This window comes from Varibaculum sp. C0165D1, assembly GCF_056590355.1.
On sequence record NZ_JBWPVY010000001.1, the window covers coordinates 199,548 to 225,779 of the forward strand.

Below are 26,232 nucleotides of genomic sequence, written 5' to 3' on the forward strand. Positions count from 1 at the left end.
TTTCCGCCAGCCTGACTTTCGCGTTTGTTGTTATTTTAGAGTTTCTGGTCCGAACAGCGTTTTATGCCAAATCGTCCAGTTTTTCTTGATGGGCACTCATAATCCGGCGTTCATCTCGTCCCACGATCGCAAACAGTAGGACAGTCAATACCGAGAACACGATAAACACCATAAAGGTCAGGTTCCAACCGAAGTTATGAACCAAAATCCCTACCCCGGTGGAAGCCAAAGTAGCTCCCAGCAGGTATCCGAACAGACCAGTGAATCCAGCGGCAGTGCCGGCCACATTCCGCGGCGACAAGTCAATGGCCTGCAGACCAATCAACATTACCGGACCGTAGATGAGTCCGCCGATCAAGGCCACCAATAGGATCAAAACCCACATGGGGGTACCTAAAGGCGCCAACCAGTAGCCTAGAATTGCTAGGGCGGTGCAGATAGTAAAGAAGATTCCGGCCCCGGAACGGTAACCTTTGAATACTTTGTCGGACATCCAGCCGCACAGCAGGGTACCGACAATTCCCGCGATTTCATAGGCAAAGATGCCTGCTAAACCGGAACCAATCTCAGCATGATGTTTTTCGTGCATGTAGACGGTGATCCAGTTAAGTACCCCGTAGCGGAGAGCATAAACGAAGACGTTAGCCACCGCGAGCATCACAATGGTGCGGTTGGTGAGAACGTGCTTGAAGATCATATCCTTGGCGGACATCTTTTCGCCCTCATCCACTTCCACTTTGGCGGGGTCGTTACGGTATTCCTCAATGGGAGGAAGCCCCAGCGATGCGGGAGTATCCCGAATCAACAAGAATCCGATAAACGCCACTACCAGCGCGGTTGCTGCTGGCAACCAGAAGGCCGCCCGCCAGTCATTCGCCGTCCAGGCCAAACCGACACCTACGAGAGTAGGTAGTAGGGCTCCCCCGACGTTGTGGGCGGTGTTCCAAATAGAGGTTATAGTGCCGCGCTCATTGGTAGAGAACCAGTGTACTAATACTCTTCCGCAAGGGGGCCATCCCATGCCTTGGAACCAACCGTTTAAGAACATTACGGTAGCGAAGATACCTACCGAGGCGGTCACCCAGGGTACAAAAGCGACCACCAGGTTAGTGCAAGCCGAAAGGGCCAGGCCAATCACCAGGAAGTAGCGGGCATTAGACCGATCCGAGATCATCGCGGAGAAGAACTTCGATAATCCGTAAGCGAAAAGTACCGCATTAGCGATAATGCCGACTCCGACCTTGTCAATGCCAGTTTCATCCATAAGCAAAGGCGCGATGGAGGAGATATTGTTCCTAATCAAGTAAAAACCGGCATAGCCGATAAAAATTCCTAGGAAGACCTGCATACGCAGGCGAGGGAAAAGGTGTTTAATTCTATTTTCTGGTAGTCGTGGCGCCGGCGCTGGTGCCTTTAGCCAGGAAAAGCCGTTTAAGGTTGCCATTTTTCACTCCGCTGTGTTTTAGGCGGCCGTAACCGCCTTATGGAAAACTTACAGAGTCTAGTTTGCCGCCTCGCTGGTAACAGCAAACGGTATTACTGGTGACACCCGGTAACGGCTTTGTTACCGAAGCTCAGCTTTCTGCTCCTAAATATTCTAGGATGTATCCGCCTCCGCGTAGGGTATGAATCATTTCATCACTGCCGGCAGCACGCAGCTTGGCGCGCAGGCGATAGACCGTGGTTTTCACCATATCGCGCCCACCAGAAGTAGAAGTGGTTTCCCACACTTGGTTGAGGAGTTCGCGAATATTAACTACTTCCCCATTAGCTTCAGCTAGCGCGCGTAATAGTTTAAATTCAATTTCGGAAAGTTTGAGGTCTTTACCTTGGTAGTAGGCGCGTCCCCGGGCGGCATCGAGCGATAGCGGACCGAGTTCGCGCCGCGGTTCTGCTTGGCGCGTTTTATGCGTGCGACGCAGAATTGCCTCAACCCGCAGGGACAGTTCCCGGGGAGAAAATGGTTTCGGAAGATAGTCATCGGCACCGGCCTGTAGGCCGGCGATACGCTGTTGGGGATCCCCAAGAGCAGTAAGCATAATGATCGGAACTGTCATCGCGGCCCTAATGCGTTTAGCCAGTTCGACTCCGGAACCATCCGGCAACATTAAATCCAATATCACCAGGGCTAAGTCCGAAGATTTCAGCAGTTTCCAGGCAGAGGCAGCACCGGAGGCCTCTAGGACTTCACATCCGGTTTCCTCCAGGGTGAAACGAACAATTTCGCGCATCTGGGCTTCGTCATCTACTACCAGTACCAGCGGTTTCACTTCGTTCCTCCCTTCGGCAGGCTGACTACAAAAGTAGTTCCTCTACCTTCTAAAGTATCAACCAAAACCTCTCCCCCGTGTCCGTGAACGATTTCAGCCACTACTCCCAGGCCTAATCCCGCCCCCGAATTCGCGGTCGCCGCTTGCGTTGTTTGTCCCCCATAGTAGGTGAATAGGTCACGGCGTTGACTCTTGGAGATGCCCATGCCGTTATCGCTAACCTCTAAAATAACTTGCGAGCCATCTTGGAAAGAACGCACCTGGATTTTTACCCCATCCCGACAGTGGCGGGCTGCGTTATTGATCAGATTCCATATCACCTGGGATAACAACTGACGATCGCCGCGTACATAGAGGGGAGCGCCGGGATCAGTAAGTAAAATATCTACCGATAAAACCTCTCGCACCTGCGAAGCTGCCTGCCGTATCAAAGCGCGTACATCCACGTCTACTATTTCCAAGCGCAGTCCCGAACCGTGGATCTTAGCCCCGGTTAAGAAGGTTTCCGCGAGACGAATAGCGTGGGCAGAGTTAGTGGTGACTGTGTGTAACAGCCGGGTTTGCCGGTCATCAAGGGTGGTATTTTCTAAAAGTTCCGCTGCCCCTGAAATCAGGGTCAAAGGGGTGCGAATTTCATGGCTCAAAAGATCGGTGTTAGTGGCTTCCTGGGGAGTACCCGTTCTTCGTCTGGGTAAATGCCAAATCCATTTATGCAGACCGTATCCAGCTAAAACACCGACAGTCATGCCGATAAAGAAAATTAAGATTCCCACCGTTACCCGGCGTTTCGCCGCGCTCGGGCGGCTGCGAGTTCATCGGGAACTTTCAATTCTTCCTTGGTCGACTCCACGGGAAGTTTTGCCAAAGTACCTTCGATTTCCCGCCAGACACGGCCCACTGCAATCCCGAAGACGCCTTGTCCCCCCTGCACCAGGTCAATTACTTCATCGGTGGAGGTACATTCATACACCGAGGCGCCGTCAGACATCAAGGTGATAGAGGAAAGCGAGTCCACTCCCCGCTTAGAAAGGGCATCAACCGCCACGCGAATCTGTTGCAGGGAAACACCCGTATCTAGCAGACGTTTGACAATTTTCAGTACCAAAATATCGCGGAAGGAATAGAGGCGATGCGAACCGGAACCTTTTGCCGAGCGAATGGTGGGCTCTACCAAACCGGTGCGCGCCCAATAGTCTAATTGCCGGTAGGTTATCCCCGCTGCTTTGCAGGCGATAGGGCCGCGATAACCGGTTTCGGTATCCAAATCCGCTAAGGTATAACCAAATAACATGCCTTGCGAACGCTGCGGGCGCGGCTGCCTATCCATGGGCTGACTCCCTGACGATTGATTTAAGTACTGTCTTAACGGTATTTTCTTTAGCCTGGCCGGTCAAGAACCATTTACGGAAAGTCTAAAGCTTTACTTTAGGTTTAATTCAGCTTTTCGACAGAAACCCGCACCATCTGCAAGAACATTTGGGCAGCGGCTTCAGAAAGTTCTTGCGTTTCCGCTAGATGGCGTGCCTTCGCCACCGAGGAGGCACGGTAGTTAACCGGACTAGCCGCCCTTTCCACTAAGTCGAGCAGGCGGAGAGCAGAAGTTTTTAAGAAACGCAGCTGGCGAGGAGGAATCCCCTGCTCTACCAGGATGGAAGCTAGCTTAACAATCTGGTGGCTGCGAGCAGGAAAACGCCCAGCAAGATCCGGGGAAACCAATCCGGCTTGTACGAAGGAATCTAGTTCTTCAGTAGAAACTCCACTCAAATCTAAAAGTTCGCGGGTAGTAAGGGTCCCATCGGGGGCCGAAGCCGCAACTAGCTGCCCCTCCGAGGCGACCAGTCGGGCCGCCTGTGGTGACGCTGGAACTTCGCTGAGGCTACGACCGGCATCTAGTTGCGCCAGCTGTTCTCGGATAACCCGCAATGGCAAGAAAGAGTCTCGTTGACGAGAAAGACAAAAACGCACCCGCTCGATATCGGCTGCCGAGTATTTACGGTAGCCAGAGGCCGTGCGAGCCGGGGACACAATCCCCTGATCTTCCAGGAAACGCAGCTTCGAGACCGAGATAGTAGGGAATTCACCCTTTACCCGTTCGACCACTTTACCGATCGAAAAAACTGGTTTATTAGATACCCTCGCAGGCCAGGCCGTAGCTTTGGACTCTGGCTGCGAACGCCGCCGCGCCGCTGTCACTGCCAACTCTACGAATCTTTCCGCGAAGCGTAGTAAACCATCCGGTACTTTCCGATTTGTACGCTATCGCCAGTTTTTAACTGAGCAGAATCCACCCGTTCCCGGTTGATATAGGTGCCATTTAAAGAACCGGCATCCCGGACTACGTAACCGCCCTCTTCGCGCACAAAGTTAGCGTGTTTGCGAGAAACGGTGACATCGTCAAGGAAAATATCGCATTTAGGTTTGCGTCCCACCGTGACCTTTTCCGCGTTTAGTAAAAAGCGGGCGCCCACGTTCGGACCGCGCACTACCACCAGCAAAGCCGACCCCTCCGGAAGCTGTGCAATGGTGTTGCGAGCATCTTCCGAAAGCGCACTGTTACCAGCCAGATCATCGTCCCTAATCGCGCCGATAACCGCGGTAGTTAAGGGATCTGCCGAGCCGTTTTCGCTCATGGAGTCCTCCTCTTGCTAGTTCCTTGTCTGCCTACTCTGACAGGCTTTTCAATGTTAACGCAAAAAATCTTTCGCCTCACGGCTTTGTCACATCTTGATAACGAAATTTCTGGCGACAAAATATTGAGAAGCTACCGGCGCTGGTATAGTTTGCGCCATGACCGAACCCGTATCGCATCTCGTTTTAACCCTGTCCTGTCCGGATCGTCCCGGCATAGTCCACGACGTCACTAGAGTGATTGTCGAGGTAGAGGGAAATATTGTTGATTCTCAACAGTTCGACGATCCCGAAACTAAAATTTTCTTTATGCGGGTAGAGATCCATACCCGGCGTAGCGTGCAGGAGGTTCGGGAAGCTTTTACCCCCTTGGCGCAGCAGTATTCCATGCGTTGGAGTGTTAATGAGGTCGGCAAAAAAGTTCGCACCATTATTATGGTTTCCAAAGAAGGACACTGCCTGTCTGACCTGCTGTATCGGCGCCGTAATTTAAATTTGCCCCTCGAGGTAGTGGCCGTGATTGGTAACCATCCAGATTTGGCACCCCTGGCTCAGTTCTACGATGTGCCCTTCCTCTGTATCCCGGTGACCAAAGACACTAAAGCTAAAGCGGAGGCTGAGCTGCTCGCTCTTATCGATGCCGAGAATGTGGAACTGGTGGTGCTTGCGCGCTATATGCAGATACTGTCCGATAAAGTTTGCGAGCGCTTGCACGGTCAAGTGATCAATATTCACCACTCTTTCCTGCCTTCATTTAAAGGCGCCCGCCCCTACCACCAGGCTCATCAGCGGGGCGTGAAACTAATCGGCGCCACCGCCCATTTCGTTACCCCTGACCTAGATGAAGGTCCGATTATTGCCCAAGAGGTAATTCCCGTCTCCCATCGGGATTCCACCGCCTCCATGAAGCAAAAGGGTCAAGACGTAGAACGGCGAGTGCTGGCCCAGGCAGTCACCTGGTATTCCCAACGCCGGGTGCTCCTCAACGGCAACCGCACCGTCGTTTTCGAATAGGACGCGCCCGCGGGCAACAGTAGTCGTCAGCTTTTGGGCCTTTTCCCGCGAAAAAGTATCCTACTTTTGGCACTTAGGACACCAGTAGCTGCGCCTGCCGGCCACTATCTGGTCGCGAATAATCCCCCCGCAGCGCCGACACGCTTCCCCGGAGCGTTGGTAAACCCAAAAACGCCCTTGGGAAGGATCGTCAGTAGTGCAGATCAAGCCTTCTTTCAGGCCGCGGCGCATTTGGGAACGCAAATCTTCCCACAGCGTGCGCAGACGTTTCACCGAAACTTTCGCGGCCTGCCGATTAGGGTTAATCCCGCATCGAAATAGGCATTCGGCGCGATAGATATTGCCGGGGCCAGCAATAAAGGATTGATCCATTACTACTTCCCCAATCCGGCGAGTAGTTTTGCGAGCGCGGGCAATAAAACCCTCAGCAGTGCAAGAATCAATCAGGGGGTCGGGCCCGAGGCGAGCAAGAATCTTCTCTACACCCTCTTTATCTAGCAGTTCGCACTGGTTAGGGCCAGATAGATCAGCTACTGCCCGGGAAAACTCTAGACGCAGCCGCACGTTTTCTCCGGGAGGTAGTGGCTGGAACTGGCCAGAAAAATTTTTATAGGTATCGCCGGGGTGCTCTCCGGGCATCCGGGGGGCGCCAATATGCCCGGGCAGGACTATTCCCGGTCCCGCCTGGAACTTCCACGAACCATAAAGCCCCAGATGTACGTGCAAGCTCGCCGGCTGGGAAATATCAAAATCTAAGAACAAATGTTTTCCCCAGGCCCAGGAGCGAGTAATTTTCGCGTTATCGAGGGCGGCCGCACCCTTTGCAAAACGTCCCTGGGGCGAAGATACACGCGCAGTGCCCAGTTTCGATAACTCGGCAAAAGCAATGGCTAAACGGTGAATGGAATGTCCCTCTGGCATAGGACAATTGTTGCCTAGGGTGCTACGTTTGCCAAACTGCCGGGAATATCTAGGCTTGAAGCATGAGCGAAAATTCCCTGGGGCAAGCCCCGCGTATTCAAGATGACCTCTACCGCCATATCAACGGTGCCTGGCTAGAAAGCTATGAAATCCCAGCTGACCGGGCTGTTGATGGGGCTTTCCGCGACCTGGTAGAGGACGCACTGGCCCACTGTCGCACTCTTTGTGAGGACGCGGCTGCCGGCAGCCTGGAGCGCCCTAAGGATGGTGAAACCAGCAGTGAGCGTTGGGATTTTGATGCCAGCCGGATAGGGCAACTCTTTCAGGCTTATCTCGATCAAGACGCGTTAGTGGCACAGGGAACCGCCCCGATCGCTCCCCTGCTAGAAAAAGTGGGAAACTGCCAGAATCGGGATGAGCTAGCCCAGGTGCTTGGAGAGTTGGAAAGAGAAGGAATCGATTCTCCGGTAGCTTTCCTGGTGAGTATCGATGCCGAAAATCCCGAACGCTATATCGGTCAGTTCTATCAGGCGGGCTTGGGGTTGCCGGACGAGTCCTATTACCGTGAGGATGAACACCGCGAAATTCGGGAAAAATACCGGGAATTTTTAGCGCAAATGGCCCTGGAAAGTGGGATTACTGCCGCCGGAAGCGAAACCGAGTTTGCCCGGCAAGTGTTTGATTTTGAAACCGCGTTAGCGGGCTACCACTGGGATGCGGTGCGTAGCCGCGACGCGCAAGCCACCAATAACCCCACCACTTTTCAGCAGTTTATCGGCGAAAATAAGGGATTTAACTATTCCGCATGGTCAGAAGGCTTGGGAGTCCAGCTTGAGGCCGGCGCGGACCCGATTAACCTCTATATGCCTTCCTACCAGGAAGGATTTGCCCGGCTGTGGGCAGGCACCGACCTGGCTATCTTAAAGCAATATCTGCAGATGAAAGTGGTTTTGGCCTTTGCTCCCTACCTGGATCCGAAGCTGCAAGAGCTGCGTTTTTCCTTCTACGGAACTACCCTTTCGGGGACACCCGAGCGCCCCAAGCTGTGGAAACGCGCCGTAGGAACCGTGGAGTCAGTATTGGACGAGGCACTGGGTCGCGCCTATGTGGCCTATCATTTCCCACCTGAGCACCGCGCAGCGATGGAAAAACTGGTGGACGGGCTTTTAGATGCCTATAAAGATGCGATTAGCAAGCTGGATTGGATGGGGGAAGAAACCCGGGAGCGCGCCCTCGAAAAACTTTCTAAGTTCACCTGCAAAATCGGGTATCCCCGCAGGTGGCGAGATGACTCGGGCCTGCGTTTTAACCCCGGCGCCACCCTGGTAGATATGATTCGGGCTTCCAATGCTTTTGAAACCGACTTCCAGCTGGCGCGGATCTTAAAACCGGTGGATAGAGAAGAATGGCATATGAGCCCGCAAACGGTGAACGCCTACTATTCTCCGCTCACGAACGAAATCGTATTTCCCGCCGCGATCCTGCAGCCCCCATTTTTTGATCCTGAGGCTTCGCACGCCGCTAACTTCGGGGGCATCGGCGCGGTAATTGGCCACGAAATCGGGCATGGTTTCGATGATCAGGGCTCCCACTATGACGGTGATGGCAAACTTACTGAGTGGTGGACCGAGGCCGACCGGGAAGAATTCACTAAACGCACCGCGTCTTTGATCGCCCAATACGATGTTTACCGCCCCAGCGAACTACCCGGGGAGGACGTACACGTTAACGGCGCCCTCACTATCGGGGAAAATATTGGAGACCTGGGCGGTTTGGCGATTGCTTTTAAAGCTTGGAAACAGGCGCATCCGGAAGAAAGCGACTTGGCCCCGGAGTTCTTTTATTCTTGGGCGCGGGTGTGGCGCACCGCGATTCGCCCCGAGGCGGTTCGCCAACGCCTGGTGATTGACCCCCACTCCCCCGCCGAATTCCGCTGTAACGGGGTAGTTCGCAACCTAGATGCTTTCCACGATACTTTCCAGACCACGCCCGCAGATCAGCTCTGGATGGAGCCGGAGGAACGGGTAAAGATCTGGGAATAGGAACCCTTAAAAACAAGCATTAGGATAGGTCTAAAAACAGGAGAGGTTATGCCGGGTACTAATCTGACAAAGATTGAGGCACAAGAGCGTAAGAGCGTTATCGGGAAAGTTGCTTACACCGTCGAGGTGGAGCTATCGGAAAGCGGAGATACTTTCCCTTCCCGCACGGTGATCGATTTTGAAGCCGAGGAGGGTGCGAGCACTTTTGTGGACTTAATCGCCCCAGAAGTGCTGTCTATTAAGCTAAATGGCCAAGATTTGGGTACTGATTGTTACCGCGACCGGCGGATTGAGCTTAGCGACCTGCAGGCAGAAAACCGCCTGGAAGTGGTGGCTAACTGCGCCTATATGCACACTGGTGAGGGCGCGCATCGCTTTACGGATCCCGCCGATGGCCTCACCTATGTTTACACTCAGTTTGAGGTTCCGGATGCGCGAAGGGTATTTGCCTGTTTTGAACAGCCCGATCTAAAGGCGACCTATCAGTTTTCGGTGACGGTACCGGAAAGCTGGACGGTGCTATCCAATATGGATACTCCGCGTCCGCAATCTTTGAAGGTGGAGCGCGCCGGGGATAGTAAGCAACATGTTTTCCGTTTTGAGCGCACCCCCTTGCTTTCCAGCTATATCACTGCCCTAGTGGCCGGCCCCTACCACAGCGTTAAATCGGTGCTTACCAGTATTGATGGGCGCACTATTCCCTTGGGGGTTTACTGTCGGCAATCGCTAGCTAAATACTTAGACGCAGATTTTGTGCTGGAGCAAACCGTTGCGGGGTTCCGTTTTTACGAGTCCCGCTACGCCCGCCCCTATCCCTTCACTAAGTATGACCAGATTTTTGTTCCCGAATACAATGCGGGGGCGATGGAAAACGCCGGTTGTATTACTTTCCGGGATGAATATATTTTCCGCACTAAGCCTTCGGGGGCCCAGCTGGAGCAACTGACAAATACGATTTTGCATGAGCTTGCCCATATGTGGTTCGGGGATCTGGTCACTATGAAATGGTGGGATGACCTGTGGCTAAACGAATCTTTCGCCGAGTTTATGTCGTATTGGTGCATGGCGGAAGGTACTCGTTTTAGTGACGCTTGGACCGGGTTCACGATGCGTAAAGTGTGGGGGGTTAACTGTGATCAGCTGCCCACTACCCATCCGATTGTGGCGCCGATAACCGACCTGGCGGATGTGGAAGTAAACTTCGATGGTATTACCTATTCCAAGGGCGCGTGTGTGCTGCGGCAATTGGTGGCCTATGTGGGTGAAGATAACTTCTTGATGGCGTTGCGCAACTACTTCGCCAGCCACGAATATTCCAATGCTACTTTGGCGGATTTCTTAGGGGAACTTGAGAACGCCAGTGGCCGCAACTTGAAGGAGTGGAGCCAGGTTTGGCTGTTAGAGGCGGGGATTACCCAGCTGGAGTCGCAGATTCAGCGCGACCCGAGCGGTAAAGTTACCAGCTTCAGCATTATCCAGTCTTTGCCGCAGGAAGGCACCAGTTTGCGCCCGCACGCTACTACCGTAGGCGCCTACGATTTTGATGCCAATGGGAAACTGGTGTTGGCGCGCCGGGCTAGCGTAGATGTTCAAGGAGAGGTCACGTCGGTTCCCGGTCTGGTAGGTACCAAGCATGACGTTTATGTGCTTAATGACCAGGATTTGGCGTATGCGAAGATTCGTTTCGATGCTGATTCTTGGGAGGTTATCCGCACGCGGGTTGGTGATTTCGCGGAATCTTTGCCGCGCGCGGTGATTATGTGTGCCGCCTGGGATATGGTGCGTGACGGGGATTTGAGTGCTTCGAAATATCTAGAGATGGCTTTGGGGGCGCTCAAACACGAAACTAATTCTTCGGTTTTGAACGGAATTTTGCGGCATATCCAGGGCGCGTTGGCTTATTATGCTGCCGATCCCGACAGTGCGCATCGCCTGCTAGCGCCGGCGCTTTTCGCCTTGGCGGAGGAAGCAGAACCGGCCTCGGATCGTCAGCGTCAATTGGTGCGGGCATTCTTGCATGTTGCAGGAGCTAAAGAAGCTTCGGAAATCAAAGGTTGGTATGAGGACGGAAAAGTTCTCGAGGGCGTCAGCGTAGATACCGATCTGCGTTGGGATATGCTCTTTGCCCTGGCGGCTAACGGCCAGGCCAACGCAGATATGATCCGTAAAATGGAGGAAAGCGACGATACGATTACCGGTCGGGAGAACGCTTTCTTGGCGCGCGCCGCGATGCCGGGTCGCAAAAATAAAGCGCAGTGGGCGCAGCGAGTGCTGGACGACACGACCCTCACCAATGGGCAGATCGATGCCCTGACAGCCGGAATCGCGCGTTCGCTTTGGCTACAGCCAGCTGATGCCGCCGATATTATCGAGCCCTATTTTGCGGCGCTCAACGATATTTGGTCCTCCCGCACTATGCATATGGCAGAATCCCTGGTGGGCGGGCTTTATCCCTTAGCCGTGCAAAGCCGAGAAGGATTTGACCTGGTAGAGCGGACTGAGCGTTGGCTGGCGGAGAACCCGGATGCCGATAAGGCACTGCGCCGCCTGGTACTAGAAGAGCTCGATGGGGCGCGGCGCTCTAAGCGGGCTCGCACCGGTAAATAAGTTTTTGGTTAGTGGCGGTTGGCTAGTTTGAGAGCAGCTGGCTAAAAACGGCGGGCCGCCGCTAACGAAAGTCCCGGGATTTGCTTTCTACCGGCAGATTCAAAGGTTCAATTTTATCTGCCAGTAGCGCTAGGGCTCCGTCTTTAGCTTGCAGGACTCCCCGCACGATGAGAGCGTTTTGACTGAGGGCGAGGCGGCGGTAACGCTGCCAGCAACCAACTTGGCAAATCACGTTGACTAGCCCGGTTTCGTCCTCTAAAGATAAAAACACTACCCCTTTGGCGGTGTGCGGGCGTTGGCGGTGAGTAACTATCCCCGCGCACCTGATACGTTTGCCCGCCAAAGCTGGATGCAGCTGCTTGGCAGGGAGAATTCCGCGCCGGGTAAGCTCTGGTCGCATTAGTTTTGTGGGGTATCCCCACAGGCTAATTCCCAGGGCAGAGCTGTCCCATTTTACTTGTTCCCCGGTGGTTAAGGGCGCAAACTTAGGCGTCGCCTCGGCGAGGACGAGTCCCGGCAGTTCCGGCTGGTAAAAGCGGTTTTGCGAGGTAGATAATAGGGGCGCGCGCCAGAGTCCTTCGCGGCGGGTAATCCCCAGGGAAGACAGCGCACCAGAGCCAGAGAGAAGTTCTAGCGCCGAAGTGGGCAGAGATACGCGGGAAGTAAAGTCCTCCAGGGTTTTAAAGGGTGCGGCGGCGCGGGCGGATAGGATGCTTTCTATCCATGCCGGGCGCATACCGCGGATCTCCACTAACCCCAGGTTTAGGGAGGTCAGCCCCTCCCCGGGAACCGAATCTTTCTGGGAGGTGTTCACATCTGGGCGTAAGATTTCCAGGCCGTGACGGCGGGCATCAGAGATTAACGATTGCGGGGAATAAAATCCCATCGGCTGGTTAGCGAGGATCGCGGCATAAAAAACCGCAGGATAATAGGCTTTTAGCCAGGCGGAGGCATAGACCAGGTAGGCGAAGGAAAAAGCGTGGGATTCCGGGAAACCAAATTCGGCGAAACCGGACATTTGATCCCAGATTTTTTCTTGTACCGGCGGCGAGATCTGGTTCTTTTCCATGCCCCGAAAAAACTCGACGCGTAAGTCGGCCAGGTGCTCCCCCGGGTTTTTGCGTCCCATCGCTCGGCGCAGGTTATCCGATTGGGAACCGTTAAACCCGGCGGCATCTTTAGCTATCCGCATTAATTGTTCTTGAAAAAGTGGCACCCCCAAGGTGCGTTCCAGGGCGGGTTTTAATAGCGGATGCAGGTAAGTGACTTTTTCTCGCCCTAAGCGGCGTGCCAGATAAGGGTTTACTGCTTGCCCTTGAATCGGGCCGGGACGAATCAAAGCCACTTCGACTACCAGGTCATAGAAGCATTTTGGTTTCAGGCGCGGCAAAGTGGACATTTGGGCGCGGGACTCTACCTGGAAAACCCCGACGGTGTCGGCTGCCTGTAATAGCTGGTAGACGCGCGGGTCTTCCGGGGGTAAGTTATGCAGGCGCCAGGGCTCGCCGGAGGGCGATTTTTCGCCCCGCGCCTCTAAAGTTTCAAAAGCAGTACGCAGCGCCCCCATCATCCCCAGGGAGAGTAAATCGATTTTCACTAACCCGGCTTCGGCGCAGCTGTCTTTATCCCATTGCACCACGGTTCGCCCTGGCATATTTGCCCAGTTAATTGCGGCTACTTCGGTAAGCGGCTTATCGGAAAGCACCATGCCTCCACAGTGAATCCCCAGATGGCGCGGAAGTTTTTGTAGCTGCCCCGCTATATTTCGTACATTTTCCGGTAAAGAGTTCCGGTCTAGCCGCGCCCATTTCGCGACGGTTTTGGCATCGTATCCGAGGGCGCGGGCCGCGTCTTTTAGCGCGGCTCGCGGGCGATAAGTAATCACATTAGCCACTTGAGCGGCATTTTCCCGTCCGTATTTGGCGTAGACGTGCTGAAGTACTTTTTCGCGTTGATTAGATTCAATATCTAGGTCAATATCGGGCAGATCTTTGCGGTCTGGGGTTAGAAAGCGGTCGAATAGCATCTGGTGGCGCACTGCATCTACCGCGGTGATTCCCAGGCAGTAACAGACCGCCGAGTTGGCGGCGGATCCGCGTCCTTGCACATAGATACCGGAGGAAAAACAGTAGTCAACTATTTCTTTCACGATTAGGAAATACCCGGAGAATCCTTTTTGGAAAATCACTTTCAATTCTTGCCGAATTGTCTCTGCCGCTTTTTCCGGCACCGGATCCCCATAGCGGCTACGTGCTCCCTGCCAGGAAAGCTGCTCCAGGTAGGAGTCGGCACTATAACCGGGCGGCACCCGAGCTAAAGGCAGGTGCGGCACCGGGGTAGAAAAATCAAAAATCAGGTCTTTTCCGATTGCGGCAGCATTTTCGAGGGCGTGGGGAATTTGCTGGTAGATGTGGCGCAGTTGCGCCGGGGTGCGCAACATGGCGTGCGAGGCGGGGAGGAAGTCTTGGACTTTATCTAGAGGCAGGCGGTGGCGGGTGGCGGTCATAACGTCTGCCAGGCGCTGACTGGCGGGGTCAGCACAGCGGGCAGCGCTGGTGGCTACTAGCGGCAGCTTAGTTTTACGTGCCAAGTAATCTAGCTGCGCCGCTAGACGATCTTCCCCATCAAAACCGGCTAAGGCGGCCTCTACCGCTATGTTTTCTGCTCCAAACATCTCTTTTAGTTGCTCGAGGAAACGAGCAGCCGCCGCGATTCCGGAGCGGTAAAGTACGCGCCGCAGCGGCCCGGCGCGGGTGCCGGTTAATACTAGCCATTGCCCTTTTGCCCAGGAAGCTAGTGCATCTAGGTTTTGCCGGTCTGCTTCCCGTCTGCCGGCAGCTAGATGATGGGCGCTGATCGCCCCAGTTAAAGCAGAATACCCCTGGTCAGAGCGGCAGATAACCGGCAGATGGGTTTCGTCCTCTAAAGTAAATTCGCACCCCGGCAAGAAAGCGAGGCCGGCTTTGCGGGCAGCGGCGCGCGCCTCCATCAAACCGTAAACTCCGTCATAATCTAGCAGCGCTAGACCAGATAGCCCCAGTTTTTTCGCCCCGTGTACCATTTCGCGCGGCGAACAGGCCCCCACGGCGAAGGAATATGCCGAATGGGCATGCAACTCGATATAGCCGCTCATTTTTGCCCCTCCCAGGCATCTAACCACCAGGAGGATTTGCGGAAAACCAGCAGCAAGGTTTCTTCTTCGCCGTAAACCCGCAGGAAAATCCGGGGACCTAGACGACTGGGGACTCCGGGGCGCCACCACTGTCCGTTTATCGGCCAGGGCCCTTCGGTTTTTTTCACCGCTATTTTGCGTCCGGCTACCTGCACCCATTTGACCGGGGCTTTTAGCTGGCCGTCTCGTCCAGGTAGGATTTGCCGTCCTTGACTGTCAATAATCCCAGCCGGTTTGGGGTGCATGAAAACTATTTCTGGTGCTACCCCACTTAGAGCCCCGACTCTAGGGCGCGGCCGCTTTTGGCTCCCCCGCTCTTGCCAAGTTTTCAGTTCAATCACCGAACGGGGATCATATCCACTGGTTAATTGAGGTACGCGCACCCCGCGTTTACCTAATAAAGAGCTGGCACTGCGGGCTGCCTGATCTACTTCCTGGGGAGGATCGGAGTTTCGTCCCCAAAGCGGGGTCATCGCCTGGCGGGCATCTACCGTCTTTAAGGGATGTAGCTCTATCTGGGAGACCGCCCCTAGGGCTTCGTTGCCGCCACCTCCAACCGTAACCGTCTCTAACTGGTGTTTTATCTTCTCTACTAGGTCTTTGCTGCTAACGTCTACCCCCAAGTTCCAGCTGCGGCTAAGTACTTTTCCGTTTTCGCAACGGCAAATAAACTGCACCTGGGTGCACACCTGCCCGCTTGCGCGCAGGCGGGCATACATTTCTACCACTAACGCCCGGGCGGGCAACAATAGCTGGGTAAGGGAGCTGGCGGGCGGGGTAAAGAACTGGTAGAGACCGGGCGAAGCGGGCGCGGTTTGCACCCGGGCAGTGCCCTCTAGGTTTTCCCCGCTCGCTAAGTCGTAACTAATCGCCCCCAGAGTGCCGAAACGCCGGATTAACGCCGGGCGTCCCAGGGCGCACAGTTGCCCCAAGCTGGTGATTCCCAAGTGGGTTAGGCTGTCTGTCATTTTTGTTAGGTACTGGTCGGAGATATCGAATCCGCTTATTTTTATCCCCGGACGCAAGAAAAAACCCAGGCTACTTAGGGGCTCTGCGCTAAGAAACGGCATTAGCTGGGAATCAGAAACCAGCAGCTGTTCGCGGGCAGCTAGGCACGCCGCCAAAGTACCCCGAGCGATCCCGAACTGCACCGCGAACCCTACCTGCGCTAACTCTTCGGTTAGTTCTGCGGACAGGGCGGATTCTGCGCGGCGCTGACTGCGACTTAAAGTGGCGGTCACCAGCCCGGGAAACCAACATTTGGGGGAATAGAGTTGCTGGGCTGCGGCCTCGATAACCGGTTGAAACGCTAGTTCCGCATCTGCCAGTGAATAGGGTTTTTCTTTGAGGGAGGGACAGAGGACCCGCGCTTGCTTTAGTCGCATCTGCGGCCTGATTCCAGCGGCTCTCGCCGGAGCCGTGACTGCCTGCACCCGTCCGCCACTACACAGCGCGACTGCTTCATCTAGGGGGAGCTTGGCGGCTTGGGCTGGCCACTCGGGGATATAGAGGGCTAGTAATCTATCGTTCATCGCGCCCTCCTCGCCTTAATCGGGACAGCTAGGAGAAAACGAAACGCCAGACATAAACCCAATAACGCCGGTAGCGGGGTTGCAGAGCATAGAGTATCCATCACGCACTCACCTTTATGGCGGTTGCTGCCCCAAGGGAACTCGTAGCAGGCAGGGCGTTAGCTTCTAGGGAGATAGCCCCTGCCCAGGCCGGCGCGGACAGAATTACGCAGCCGGAGCGGCGTGCTTTCGCGGTTAGAATCCGCTGCTGCTGCGGGCCGTAATCTACCATCCCGATAGCCAGGACTGCCGCGCAGGGGACGAAAAGTTGCGCGCATGCCAGGGCGCTGCCGCCGGTATAGGGAACGGTGATTACCCGCCTTAAGTCCAACCCGATTTGCCAGGCGCGCTGCCAGCCTAGATCGGGGAAATCTAGGAATACTGCCCAGCCGCTCTCCCCCATTTTTTCGGCGGCCATCTCTAGCAGCTGCGCTCCGCCCGCTACTTTTTGATAAGCGCTAGCCAGCGGCTTTGGGGCGCGAGACTGCATCGCCAGAACCTGGCGCGCCTTTTCCAGGCGCTGCAACTGAGCCAACTTATCGAACATACGTTCGATTATAGGGAGCCTCCTCCGATTTGTCACCCCTTTTCCCAGGAGTGCTTTTGGGGTAGAAAATCTACCTTTGAGGGGTGCAGATTAGTAGTTCAGAACCTAAAAGAGATCCGCGTGACTTCCGGTTGCAACCAAGGACAGCACCAGTATGTCGTTTTGCTTGTAATAAATCAGCAACCAGTCTGGTTCTATATGACACTCTCGATGTTTTACCCAGTTGCCAGTTAGCGCATGGTCTCGACATTTTTCCGGTAAAGGAGTATCGCTCGCCAGAAGGTCAACGATCCTCGCTAGTTTTCCGAGGTCTTTTCCCCGCTTTTTTGCAGCTTTGAGTTGTTTGCGAAACTGCAAGGAGTACTTAATGGCATAGTGTGCCACTAGTCGTCCTCGCTAAGAGCGGCAGCAAATGCTTCACGGGCACTTGCGTAGCCGGGAATGCGGGGGTCTTTGGCAATCTGTTCCGCCTCTAGCATGGCGGCGATCGTCTCCCTATTAGGGCTGCCTAGTTGAATCTGGAAAGGAATGGCACGCTCGCGGATAGCTTGCCGCACGAAGATGTTGAACGCGGTCGAAATGTTCATTCCCATCTCGCCAAACATCTGATCCGCCTCTTTTTTCAAGGCCGCATCCATACGAATACTGATATTTGTTGTAGCCATAAAAGACCTCCTTTTACGTGCATAGTATGCTAAACGCACGAATAAATCAATACTTTTCATGACAGAAGCAGTATTTAGAAATTACAGATAGACCCGGTAGCGTCTTCGCCACAACGACTGCACGCAAGATCCTAGGGCAGCAGTAACCACGGGCATTTTCTGGGGATACTTTCAGGGTAGAAAATCTACCTTTGAGGGCGGGCGAGCCTCGAAATCTGCCCGCTTGGCGCGGGTTTTATACCGCTTAGTTCAGATTATTTGTACTGTCAGCGATGAGGCTTTTAACTGTAAGTACCAGATACGCAAACGTCCTGGTTTGCGGATTATCGCCGGTAAGTGCGAGAGGAAAGGAGTCGGAACGGAATGAAATTCACGCTCACGATTGATCCCACCGTAACCGAAACTATCGTGACGGTAACGGCGCGGGAGGTCAATGCTGAGGTGCAAGCGATTCAAAGGCTTGCTTCCGGTAGCCTAGATAGCTCATCCTCCCCCGCAGTCGAGCGCCCGCTTCGCCGCCTCATCGGGACGAGCGGCAATGATGCCACGGTGTTGGAAGTGCGTTCGATACTCGCGTTCTTTACTAAAAAGAAAGCGGTGTTTGCCCACACCAGTAAGGGTGATTGGCGGATTAAAGCCCGCATGTATGAACTCGAAGAATCTCTACCTACAGACGATTTCGTACGTATTTCGCAATCAGAAATCGTCAATATTACCGCGATCAAGAAACTTGATCTTTCTTTCTCGGGAACTATCAGTGTGCAGCTAAAAGATGGCTCTCGCTATTACGTTTCCCGCCGGCAACTTCCAGCTTTTAAATCCAAACTCGGACTCTAACCCCCACAGAAAACCTTTAAATCACACGAAGGATAAAAACCATGAAAACTAAAAAAATAGTTGGTCTCACCCTGGCAGGGGCTTGCATTGGGATCACTATCGGCACCAGTATTGAACTTATTTTTTCTTCTCTTTACTCTTCCAGCTATTCGCCTGGGGTTCCAGAATTCTTAAACAGTTTTGGAAACGAAAACGTGGCAGCACTAATTGAGCGGCTGATTTATGCAGCCTACGGCATCATTGGTAGCTTCGCGGGGTTGCTTTACCGTAACGAAACCCGACCAATAGCCCTCAATACCGCAATGCATTTCGGAATCATCCTTATCTGCGGAATCGCAGCTGGCAGCTACCTGAAATGGTGGGGCTCTAGCTTCGATATGCTCGGGGTAATCATAACCATAGTGCTTATCTATCTGCTGATTTGGCTGTTCAATTGGCTAGTGGGTCGCGCCGAAGTCAAAAAGATGAACCAAAAACTGCAATAAAGCCTCACCAGGATTCCCGTTTACTCAAATGGGTAAACGGGAAAATCAGAAAATATTGTTTCCGAACGCTGCTAGAGCGAGCGGCTAGGCGTGACCACAAGCAGCGCACTTATCGGTCTACACGAGATAGGAGCTGTGATCTATTTGTTGGAAGCGTTCGGCTACTTTTTCGAGGTAGTCGCGGCGTTTCAGTTTCGCTAACCATTCAGTAGGGATCGCCTTTTCTCCGTAGACAGCACCCGCAACTGTCCCGGTTAGGCCGGCGTAGGCGGCGCTGTCTCCCCCGAAACTTACAGCGGTTTCGATGGCTTCGCGGAAAGAAATAGTGTGCAAAAGTGAATAGAGGACGATTTCTAGGGTGTCCACCACCTTGCTAGAGGGATGCAAGTCTGCTGGCGTTAGCGCTAAGAAGTTGGGGCTCAAAATTCGTTTATGCATAGAAATGGCTTTTTGCCACTGCGAGTCATCAAGCCGGTAATAATGGAAAAGGATTTGCGAAGTTTTTCGATAGGCCTGCTCAATACTTTCACCAGCGAGAATAAACCGGAGGAATTCACAAAAGTACAGGCAAGATAACTGGGAGACATCAGTGGCGTGAGTTAATGCCGCAGCCTCGCAGACTAATTCGCAGCCCCAATCGCAGATTATGCGCCGGTCAAGCCACAGACTCAGTATATGGAGCAATAGAGGAAAAGTTCGCCGCAGCGCCTCGTTGTCACGTACTCGAGTGTCTGCTGATTTCAGATCCGGCTGTCCGCTCTGGAAACCCTCTGAGGCGGCTAATAACTTTTTTGCCACGTCTCTTGGGCGATATAACTCGCAATAGTCGCTGCTATTTCGGATAAAACACTCCATCATGGCTACCGCCCTGGCAGTATCTGCACCCCAAGAAGCGGTAGGAATACCTGCTGCTGACGCCCCGTAGGCCTCCCCTACTGCTGCCCCGAGCAGTATCGACCGCGTCTGCTCTAGGGTGGGCGGAGGGGTCGTCGTCCAATCGGGATGGCCTAGGCTGTCGTACCAATCTCTGGCTTTGTCTACCTCGATTGTCTTTAACGCTTTGGCCAGTGACCCGGGATCGTAAGGTCCCCAAAAATAGGGCGTGCAGGTTCTACTATCCGTAGACCGATAACAAAGACTCCATTTGTCCAGATCGGGATGGTAGTGAAGGTTGCAATCTGCACGCTCAATAATTTCGACCTGGCTAGCGCCACTTTTTGCTTTTTAGGCTACCCAAACATCAACTAAGGTTTGCGATCCCTGCAGCTTTGTCTTTTGCTGCGAAAAACGGGGACGATACTCCGTTATCGCCACGTGCTGATTCAAAACTTCAATATCGATACAGTGGCGGTCTTGTTTTTCCGGAGGAATCCGGGTTTGTGCCCACCGTTTAATCTCCCTAAGATCTGCAATCGGGATCCTGGTTGGGCGAAACCCGGTTCTATACCCCAAATCTTTCCAAAGTTTTCGCCACCAAGATGGATGATACATACTAAAAATCCTAAAACCCGCCCCACCCAAAGCGGCGGGAAGTTTCCGGAATAGCTAAGTTTTGCCGTCTTTACAGGTAAAGATCTATCCGAGGGTGTGGAAGCGATCGAAGAAGGTTTTCAGCTTTTCTATAACCCGCTTTTTGCGTTCAATCCGACTAGCAGTAACAGGGGTACCGGTAGGGGAATTTCCTTGATACACTCGTTATGGATATCTCATTACAAGCAGGAGGAATAATGAAGGATTGGTTGCGTACCACGGCTGCTTTTGCAGGCGTGGCGGCCCTGACACTGGGAAGCGCTGTTACCGCTACAGCAGCAAATAGCGTAGATGAGGGTAGTAACGTTAAGAGTTTCAAGGTTACTTGGAGCGATAAGGTCAAACGGTACGACCCCAAGCTTGAAGGCACCAAAGTTAACATGATGTTTTATTGTGGGGTCTACGAATTCAAAAACGGCAAGCCAACCGGCAATCCGCTTGGATACGAGTGGCCAAGACTCCAACTCACCGTTGGCCACGATGAAGTAATTCCTCTTAACCTAAACCCCAGCAAGAAAGAGTACAAGAACGCCGACAAGATCGGTGTTAGCGACTGCTACGAATATCGCGACGGGAAGTGGGGACCTAGCCAGTTCTCTTTTGGAACTAGCTATCATGCTGGCGTCAAAAGTCTCGCCATGAACCAGCAGGCCAACACCGATTTCAAGTTTGAATTGGTTAAAGGCGAGTGGGATGGGGAAACCTATCTAGGTGAGATTCCCGAGGGCAAGGCGCCCACAATCACTGTCGGAGTGTCGCAAGGCAAGGTTACAGAAAATGGCGAAAAAGTTTACGAGCCCCTTATAACCAAGGCCGGCGACCCGGCGGCAAACAAGTATGTCTTCGCCGACGGGGCTTCTCATAGGCCTTCTGCCGAAGTCAATCCGAAGAACCGTCAAGACACCCCTATTACTCGTGCTTCAATTGGTAATAGCCTGGACATGTTCTCTGGCTACACGGGTCGTTACAGGTGGTACCAGTTGACCGCTTCTATTGACGATTCTGAACAAGCTAAGCTCTTCCGCGTTGAAAGCGTTGAAGGTAATGACTCTAAAGGCTGGACGGTGAAGGTAAGCTCAGCTATCCGCACGATGACTCCCAAGGCCCCCACTCTAGTAGAGGCAAATAAGTGCGGCGTTGAGGGTACGGTTCAGCTTCCCGAGTCCAAGTACTTTGACTACGAAACTGTTACCGAGGGAACCAAAGTTTCGGTAGCAGCCCTATTGAAGAAGGATTTCACGGACAAGATCCAAGTTAAGGGCGACACCAAGTGGGAGTTCAATGTTGCTCCTAAGCAGTGCAAACTAGCAACTCCGGTTGCTCCGAAGCTGATCAATCCTTCCGCGGATGATCCTGCTTCTTGCACCGTCGAACCTTACGTGACGATCAAGCAGACCGAGGGCGTTGCCTACACCGTTACTTCTAATGGCGTTAAGCTGAATGCTAACAAGGATGGCAAGTACATCTACCCGTACAACTCGAAGGTAGAAGTTAAGGCCTCCGCGCTGGACGGTTACGCCCTAGCTGAAAACGCCCAAACTAAGTGGACCTGGGACAGCCACAATACTGCATTGTCCCCAGCATGCAAGCCGGCTCAGCCTATGAAGAAGTTGGCTTCAACTGGCGCTGAGGTCACTGCCCTAATCGGCATCTCCGCTCTACTGCTCCTTGCAGGCGGTGTGCTAACCGCCCGCAGGTTCAAGTAACCAACTAGCAACCTATATTTCGCCTCCCGGTTAATGCCGGGAGGCGAAATCTTTTTATACGACCTTATGCTCCTCATCCGAAGATTAACTAGCATCGTAGCAACCGCGTTATAAGCTCAGATACCTCTTGTGGGCTGGACGTTAGCTACTAACGTCCAGCGAGTCTGACGCGTATCCTAGTTACCTCCGCACGGAGGATGCGATTTATTTTTTGTAAGCCTCTCAACGCTTCGCTTTGTAGGACCTGGTCAAAACGAAACTATCCGAGAGTGTAAAAGCGATCGAAGAAGGCTTTCAGCTTTTCGATTACCCGCCCCTTCCGTTCAATCCGGCTATCAGCACCGGTAGCGAACAAGGATCCTCGCGGCAAAATCTTGTCAATATCTGATCCGGAAGTTTCCAGATGTCCCCGCCTAAACATTGCGTTAATAAAGTTCTCAGTTTCGGGTTGTTTCAGATTTTCTTCCTTTACGATTCCGGCCAGCTCTAGAGCTTTTTGTTCAGTTAGGAAGGCTTTCCACTCTTCATTTATCTCGCCGCTAGTTGCAGAAACTGAATCCACGAACCGCTCAATCAGATCCAGCTTATTCTGAAACCTTCCTCCACGTTTTCGCGCCCTAGAACCTTCGCGAATTTCAACAGCAGAGAACCAGAACCGCAGGCGGGGTCTATTCCGACACTGTATTTGATACAATTTAACGCTGGTGCGTAAGTCATGTGTTTAACCTCGAAATCCCTTGATTTACAGGGATTTTCGCCTTTCTGCGGAGCTTCCGTCACTGCTTTCCGTGGCGGTTTTTGTATGATTTTGGGGCTTTTCTGTGGCTCTTGCCGGTGTGTCTGTTTACGTTTTTCGTACCCCTTGGCGAGCAATCGTTAAATTATTTGAAGAATCGTTAAAAGGTTTACAGATTGCGAATTATCTGACTAACACTCCAATAATGAACGCCTGGATTACTGATATGATTGGTACTAGCAAAAAGGGTACAAACAAGAAATGTTCCCAAATCGCCAAGTGCTTCATCCAATTCTTAAATTCATAGTCCTTGTGCCCCTCAGTGCCGGGAATAACAATTTTGCTCTTATATTTTCCTTGAAATAACAGACAATCTAACAGCAAAAAATCTCCTGCATTTAAGATGCTCCACTGAATATAGCTCATCCAAAACAAGTTCCAAAAACCAATAATTGGGGAATACATAAGACTCGCAACCGAATAAACAAAACATATCCCAACGAGGCCGATAGTGAATATGAGATTTATCTTTTTCTCTTGCGTTGTCATTGGTAAAGGAGCTGCCTTTTGAATGGCTTTTGGATAAGAGTCCAAAAACCATCTTGGATTGATCAGTGCCAAGCTTGCGACAGCCCCATTAAAAATTGCGGCGATCGCCACGCCGTCAAGTATTGCTCGTAGGATATCCATCAACTTTTATCTTTCTCATTCCATAAATCCGAATCCAAAAATTCTTTTACAAACGTCAGATACGCCTCCGTGTTTTGCGTCATCTCCTCGCAGTGCCCATAGCCTTGCCAGATTTTTATTTCCGCTTTGGGATAATGTTTCTTGATACTTCTTTTTGCGTGTCCAAGATTCGGATCTTTGTCCCCATAGGAAAAGATGACCTCTTTCTGCCTATCTTCCAATAAGCGCGGCAAGCGGATGTGCCCGCAATCGTACACAATGTTTCTGATGCTCTGCTTGTCCATCGAAACAAGTGTGTCAACCAGCAGCTTCGCGTACTTTCCATAGCGCTTGGCGACCTGACTGATCACCACTTGGGGATCTTGCCGTGCTTTCTTTTGTTTACTCAGAAATACATGCCCCAGCATTTTTGAGATAAGTCCTGCGTTTTCAAAAAAGCTGGTTCCTTCAAAGAACAGTTTTTGAATGTGCAGGTTTTTATCCTTGACCAGTTCAAAGAGAACTCCTCCACCCAGGGGAGCGCCAAAGGCCATCTTTATGGTACAAAGATCATAAACCCTGCCTACCCGGGTTTTACCAAGCACCGTCAGCCGGGCTATCAGTTCCGAAACATCTTGGGGAGTGAAGAATTCGCCTCCAGATTTTCCAGCCGAAGAGGCGTACAAGGTCATCAAATATTCGTAGGCATCACCGAAAGTATCAATATCGGCATCCTGATAGTTACCCAGCTCCAGGTCAGCAATAGCGCCAAGCAGTTTTACCAGCTTGGCATTACGTTCCGCAATCGAGTTCCCCAAACGGGGGCTATTAGTATTGACGTCATCGAATAGCCCTTTAAGGTCATCTTCTGAGGATGAACCAATAGCCGAAGCCTCAATATCGGCAAACACCGCCGCTAGAGTCTCGTTTAGATTTTGGTCACGAGGCGCGGCCCGGCGCACGTTTTGGAACAATTCCGAGGGAGGAATGAAAAACCCGAGGGTATTAACCATATATTCCCGGGCGGTTTCTGCCTGCTCACCACTTATTTGGGCGTAGTTGAAATCCGCCTCCCCGCCCTCGGCCTGTATCTTATTACCCAGTTGGTAATGTGTTCGGAAATAAAACGGTAAAACAACATTCCCAACACGTAGGCTTTGAAATCCCATCCATCTACGCTACCGCGTAAATCATTGGCAGCCCGCCGAATCGTTCGATGTAAATCAGGGCGCTGATCCGATGCGACTAGTAGAATCTCCTCCGGGAAGAATCCAGTAATAGTTTAGTAGCTAAAACCTAGCTAGCGCTTCGAATTTCCGCGGGTCTTTTTATTCTTTTCCCGACTCCCGATTATCACAAAACAGGCAAAGCCTAAAGCCCAGACCGGAAGGGTAAACAGCATGTTTCTAAGATAGTTAGCAGTAAAAAGCAAAAAGAAATCCAAAATAGCTGAGAGCGCGACCAGGATAATCCCCGCCCAAACCAAAAAATCATCAATAGTATTTTTACGCTTAGACACGGTCTTTAGTTTACCGCGTTTCGCGTACGCCCCCAGAAAGTTCCCGCGCCATACCAGCTTCGAAGAAGCTCCGATTGACTGAAGGCTCTCCGCTACCCCGCCGCCTTTCCGTTTATGCCTCCGCCCCTACTTGTTTTGGTAGGTAACCTCTAAAGTGGCGCGCGCCAAGGAATGAAACAGGGCCTGGAAGTTAGCAGCCGCGGCCGAGGCGTCCTCATCCAGTTCCAAAGTTTCCGTATCCAGGGCGTGAACCGTAAAAAACAATAATTATATGCGTATTACGCATATAGTACGCATATAACCATTGATTTTTAATCGCAATGTTTCTACTATTTATGTAAGAACAGGAGGGGTAACGATGGCTAAAGTTAGTACCAACATCAATTTGGACGCTGAACTCAAGCGCTCCGCGCAGCTTTTGCTTAAAGACCTGGGCATGGATCTAACTACTGCGGTCACCATATTCTTGCGGCAAACCGTGCGAGATCAGGCAATCCCGTTCCAAATATCGCGCGACATTCCCAATGCCCAGACCCTGGCTGCCTTGCAGGAATACGAGGAAATGAAGGCGCACCCCGAAAAGTACCCACGCTACAGCAGTTTCGAAGAAGCTCCGATTGACTGAAGCGCCCTACTTATTTTGGTAGGTAACCTCTAAAGTAGCGCGTGCCAAGGAATGAAACAGCGCCTGGAAGTTAGCAGCCGCCGCCGAGGCGTCCTCATCCAGTTCCAAAGTTTCCGTATCCAGGGCGTGAAGGGCAAAAATATAGCGGTGAGGACGATCCCCCTTCGGCGGAGCCGCCCCCATATATGACCAGCCGCCCCCATCGTTACGCAAATGGAAGGCCGCGCCGTCAAGCTCCAAGTCGCTGCTGCCCGCACCGGTAGGCAAGGAAGTCATCTCCGCCGGGATGTCGGTAATCAACCAGTGCCAGAACCCGGAAGGCGTAGGGGCATCGGGATCAAAACAAGTCAGCAGGAAAGACTTGGTTTCTTTGGGGAAACCGCTCCAAGAAAGTTGCGGGGATAGATTCTTCCCCGCCGCTATCTGCGCAGATGGCATCTCTCCCCCGGCAGTCATATCGGTAGAAGTCAAAGTGAAAGTAGGAAGTTCCGGCAGCGCCTCGTAAGGATCGAGAGCCAGCGGGCGAGAGTTAAGATCCATGATTCCTCCAAAAACGTGGGAGTCTTACCGATTCCAGATTACTTGAACAGGGAGAACATAGCTGAAGAATCGGACGGCTAGATTCTGCGAGACAGCTACTACCTAGTATTAACCGGCAGCGGTTTTCGATGCCAGTTACCTCAATTTG

At 52.7% G+C, this 26,232-nt stretch carries 28 protein-coding genes; 7 read left to right on the top strand and 21 right to left on the bottom strand.

What is annotated here, in order from left to right; all coding sequences use genetic code 11:
• Positions 1–61: 61 nt before the first annotated feature.
• The 6 genes from AC1EKS_RS00885 to AC1EKS_RS00910 all read right to left on the bottom strand — a co-directional run bounded on the left by AC1EKS_RS00885 (position 62) and on the right by AC1EKS_RS00910 (position 4,900).
• Complete coding sequence (locus AC1EKS_RS00885) at positions 62–1,444, bottom strand: MFS transporter (protein ID WP_481008388.1); 1,383 nt, start codon at positions 1,442–1,444, stop codon at positions 62–64.
• Between the two features lie 130 nt (positions 1,445–1,574).
• Positions 1,575–2,270: a response regulator transcription factor gene (locus tag AC1EKS_RS00890; protein WP_481008389.1), complete on the bottom strand. Its 696-nt coding sequence runs from the start codon at positions 2,268–2,270 to the stop codon at positions 1,575–1,577.
• On the bottom strand, positions 2,267–3,043 hold the full coding sequence (locus tag AC1EKS_RS00895; protein WP_481010165.1) for a sensor histidine kinase: 777 nt from the start codon (positions 3,041–3,043) through the stop codon (positions 2,267–2,269). Before AC1EKS_RS00895 ends, AC1EKS_RS00890 begins: the two co-directional genes overlap by 4 nt.
• Before the next feature lie 2 nt (positions 3,044–3,045).
• Positions 3,046–3,597: a MerR family transcriptional regulator gene (locus AC1EKS_RS00900; protein ID WP_481008391.1), complete on the bottom strand. Its 552-nt coding sequence runs from the start codon at positions 3,595–3,597 to the stop codon at positions 3,046–3,048.
• A gap of 104 nt (positions 3,598–3,701) precedes the next feature.
• Positions 3,702–4,463, bottom strand: coding sequence for a transcriptional regulator FtsR (ftsR, locus tag AC1EKS_RS00905; RefSeq protein ID WP_481008500.1), 762 nt, complete (start codon positions 4,461–4,463; stop codon positions 3,702–3,704).
• Between the two features lie 8 nt (positions 4,464–4,471).
• On the bottom strand, positions 4,472–4,900 hold the full coding sequence (locus AC1EKS_RS00910) for an FHA domain-containing protein (RefSeq protein WP_481008392.1): 429 nt from the start codon (positions 4,898–4,900) through the stop codon (positions 4,472–4,474).
• Between the two features lie 157 nt (positions 4,901–5,057).
• Here AC1EKS_RS00910 and purU point away from each other — a divergent pair, with 157 nt between their 5' ends.
• On the top strand, positions 5,058–5,912 hold the full coding sequence (gene purU, locus AC1EKS_RS00915) for a formyltetrahydrofolate deformylase (protein WP_481008393.1): 855 nt from the start codon (positions 5,058–5,060) through the stop codon (positions 5,910–5,912).
• A gap of 60 nt (positions 5,913–5,972) precedes the next feature.
• Here purU and AC1EKS_RS00920 read toward each other — a convergent pair whose 3' ends face one another.
• Complete coding sequence (locus AC1EKS_RS00920) at positions 5,973–6,833, bottom strand: Fpg/Nei family DNA glycosylase (protein WP_481008394.1); 861 nt, start codon at positions 6,831–6,833, stop codon at positions 5,973–5,975.
• Positions 6,834–6,895: 62 nt separating this feature from the next.
• Here AC1EKS_RS00920 and AC1EKS_RS00925 point away from each other — a divergent pair, with 62 nt between their 5' ends.
• Both AC1EKS_RS00925 and pepN read left to right on the top strand, forming a co-directional pair.
• A complete protein-coding gene (locus AC1EKS_RS00925) occupies positions 6,896–8,875 on the top strand; it encodes a M13 family metallopeptidase (protein WP_481008395.1) in 1,980 nt (659 codons plus the stop codon).
• Between the two features lie 48 nt (positions 8,876–8,923).
• On the top strand, positions 8,924–11,482 hold the full coding sequence (gene pepN / locus AC1EKS_RS00930) for an aminopeptidase N (protein WP_481008396.1): 2,559 nt from the start codon (positions 8,924–8,926) through the stop codon (positions 11,480–11,482).
• A 61-nt stretch (positions 11,483–11,543) separates the two neighbouring features.
• Here the strand turns inward: pepN and AC1EKS_RS00935 are convergent, their stop codons facing one another.
• From AC1EKS_RS00935 to AC1EKS_RS00955, 5 genes are all read right to left on the bottom strand, one after another.
• The gene (locus tag AC1EKS_RS00935; RefSeq protein ID WP_481008397.1) at positions 11,544–14,615 is read right to left on the bottom strand and encodes an error-prone DNA polymerase; all 3,072 of its coding nucleotides are present in this window, start codon (positions 14,613–14,615) and stop codon (positions 11,544–11,546) included.
• On the bottom strand, positions 14,612–16,186 hold the full coding sequence (locus AC1EKS_RS00940) for a Y-family DNA polymerase (protein ID WP_481008399.1): 1,575 nt from the start codon (positions 16,184–16,186) through the stop codon (positions 14,612–14,614). Before AC1EKS_RS00940 ends, AC1EKS_RS00935 begins: the two co-directional genes overlap by 4 nt.
• A 100-nt stretch (positions 16,187–16,286) precedes the next feature.
• Positions 16,287–16,772: a hypothetical protein gene (locus AC1EKS_RS00945; protein ID WP_481008400.1), complete on the bottom strand. Its 486-nt coding sequence runs from the start codon at positions 16,770–16,772 to the stop codon at positions 16,287–16,289.
• Between the two features lie 105 nt (positions 16,773–16,877).
• A complete protein-coding gene (locus AC1EKS_RS00950) occupies positions 16,878–17,156 on the bottom strand; it encodes a type II toxin-antitoxin system YafQ family toxin (protein ID WP_481008401.1) in 279 nt (92 codons plus the stop codon).
• A complete protein-coding gene (locus tag AC1EKS_RS00955; RefSeq protein WP_481008402.1) occupies positions 17,156–17,437 on the bottom strand; it encodes a type II toxin-antitoxin system RelB/DinJ family antitoxin in 282 nt (93 codons plus the stop codon). Before AC1EKS_RS00955 ends, AC1EKS_RS00950 begins: the two co-directional genes overlap by 1 nt.
• A gap of 363 nt (positions 17,438–17,800) precedes the next feature.
• Between AC1EKS_RS00955 and AC1EKS_RS00960 the strand changes: the two genes are divergently transcribed.
• The gene (locus AC1EKS_RS00960) at positions 17,801–18,274 is read left to right on the top strand and encodes a LytTR family DNA-binding domain-containing protein (RefSeq protein WP_481008403.1); all 474 of its coding nucleotides are present in this window, start codon (positions 17,801–17,803) and stop codon (positions 18,272–18,274) included.
• Between the two features lie 41 nt (positions 18,275–18,315).
• Positions 18,316–18,759 carry a DUF3021 domain-containing protein gene (locus tag AC1EKS_RS00965; RefSeq protein ID WP_481008404.1) on the top strand — a complete coding sequence of 148 codons (444 nt, stop codon included), beginning with the start codon at positions 18,316–18,318 and terminating at the stop codon, positions 18,757–18,759.
• Between the two features lie 117 nt (positions 18,760–18,876).
• On the opposite strand, the gene AC1EKS_RS00970 is transcribed toward AC1EKS_RS00965, so the two are convergent.
• Entirely contained in the window at positions 18,877–19,953 is a 1,077-nt protein-coding gene (locus AC1EKS_RS00970; RefSeq protein ID WP_481008501.1) for an ADP-ribosylglycohydrolase family protein, read from the bottom strand.
• Between the two features lie 30 nt (positions 19,954–19,983).
• On the bottom strand, positions 19,984–20,250 hold the full coding sequence (locus AC1EKS_RS00975; protein WP_481008405.1) for a hypothetical protein: 267 nt from the start codon (positions 20,248–20,250) through the stop codon (positions 19,984–19,986).
• 236 nt (positions 20,251–20,486) lie between these two features.
• Between AC1EKS_RS00975 and AC1EKS_RS00980 the strand changes: the two genes are divergently transcribed.
• Complete coding sequence (locus tag AC1EKS_RS00980; protein ID WP_481008406.1) at positions 20,487–21,995, top strand: hypothetical protein; 1,509 nt, start codon at positions 20,487–20,489, stop codon at positions 21,993–21,995.
• A 259-nt stretch (positions 21,996–22,254) separates the two neighbouring features.
• Here the strand turns inward: AC1EKS_RS00980 and AC1EKS_RS00985 are convergent, their stop codons facing one another.
• The 6 genes from AC1EKS_RS00985 to AC1EKS_RS01010 form a co-directional block, all read right to left on the bottom strand.
• Entirely contained in the window at positions 22,255–22,557 is a 303-nt protein-coding gene (locus AC1EKS_RS00985) for a type I restriction endonuclease subunit R, EcoR124 family (protein ID WP_481008407.1), read from the bottom strand.
• Positions 22,558–22,914: 357 nt separating this feature from the next.
• Complete coding sequence (locus AC1EKS_RS00990; protein WP_481008408.1) at positions 22,915–23,391, bottom strand: hypothetical protein; 477 nt, start codon at positions 23,389–23,391, stop codon at positions 22,915–22,917.
• 29 nt (positions 23,392–23,420) lie between these two features.
• Positions 23,421–24,413, bottom strand: coding sequence for an N-6 DNA methylase (locus AC1EKS_RS00995; protein WP_481008502.1), 993 nt, complete (start codon positions 24,411–24,413; stop codon positions 23,421–23,423).
• A gap of 32 nt (positions 24,414–24,445) precedes the next feature.
• On the bottom strand, positions 24,446–24,679 hold the full coding sequence (locus tag AC1EKS_RS01000) for a type I restriction-modification system subunit M N-terminal domain-containing protein (protein WP_481008503.1): 234 nt from the start codon (positions 24,677–24,679) through the stop codon (positions 24,446–24,448).
• A gap of 21 nt (positions 24,680–24,700) precedes the next feature.
• Positions 24,701–24,919, bottom strand: a complete 219-nt coding sequence (locus AC1EKS_RS01005) for a hypothetical protein (protein WP_481008409.1) — start codon at positions 24,917–24,919, stop codon at positions 24,701–24,703.
• A gap of 126 nt (positions 24,920–25,045) precedes the next feature.
• Positions 25,046–25,183: a hypothetical protein gene (locus tag AC1EKS_RS01010; RefSeq protein ID WP_481008410.1), complete on the bottom strand. Its 138-nt coding sequence runs from the start codon at positions 25,181–25,183 to the stop codon at positions 25,046–25,048.
• A 94-nt stretch (positions 25,184–25,277) separates the two neighbouring features.
• Between AC1EKS_RS01010 and AC1EKS_RS01015 the strand changes: the two genes are divergently transcribed.
• A complete protein-coding gene (locus AC1EKS_RS01015; RefSeq protein WP_481008411.1) occupies positions 25,278–25,544 on the top strand; it encodes a type II toxin-antitoxin system RelB/DinJ family antitoxin in 267 nt (88 codons plus the stop codon).
• A gap of 6 nt (positions 25,545–25,550) precedes the next feature.
• Here the strand turns inward: AC1EKS_RS01015 and AC1EKS_RS01020 are convergent, their stop codons facing one another.
• Positions 25,551–26,084, bottom strand: a complete 534-nt coding sequence (locus AC1EKS_RS01020; RefSeq protein WP_481008412.1) for a YbhB/YbcL family Raf kinase inhibitor-like protein — start codon at positions 26,082–26,084, stop codon at positions 25,551–25,553.
• Between the last annotated feature and the right edge of the window lie 148 nt (positions 26,085–26,232).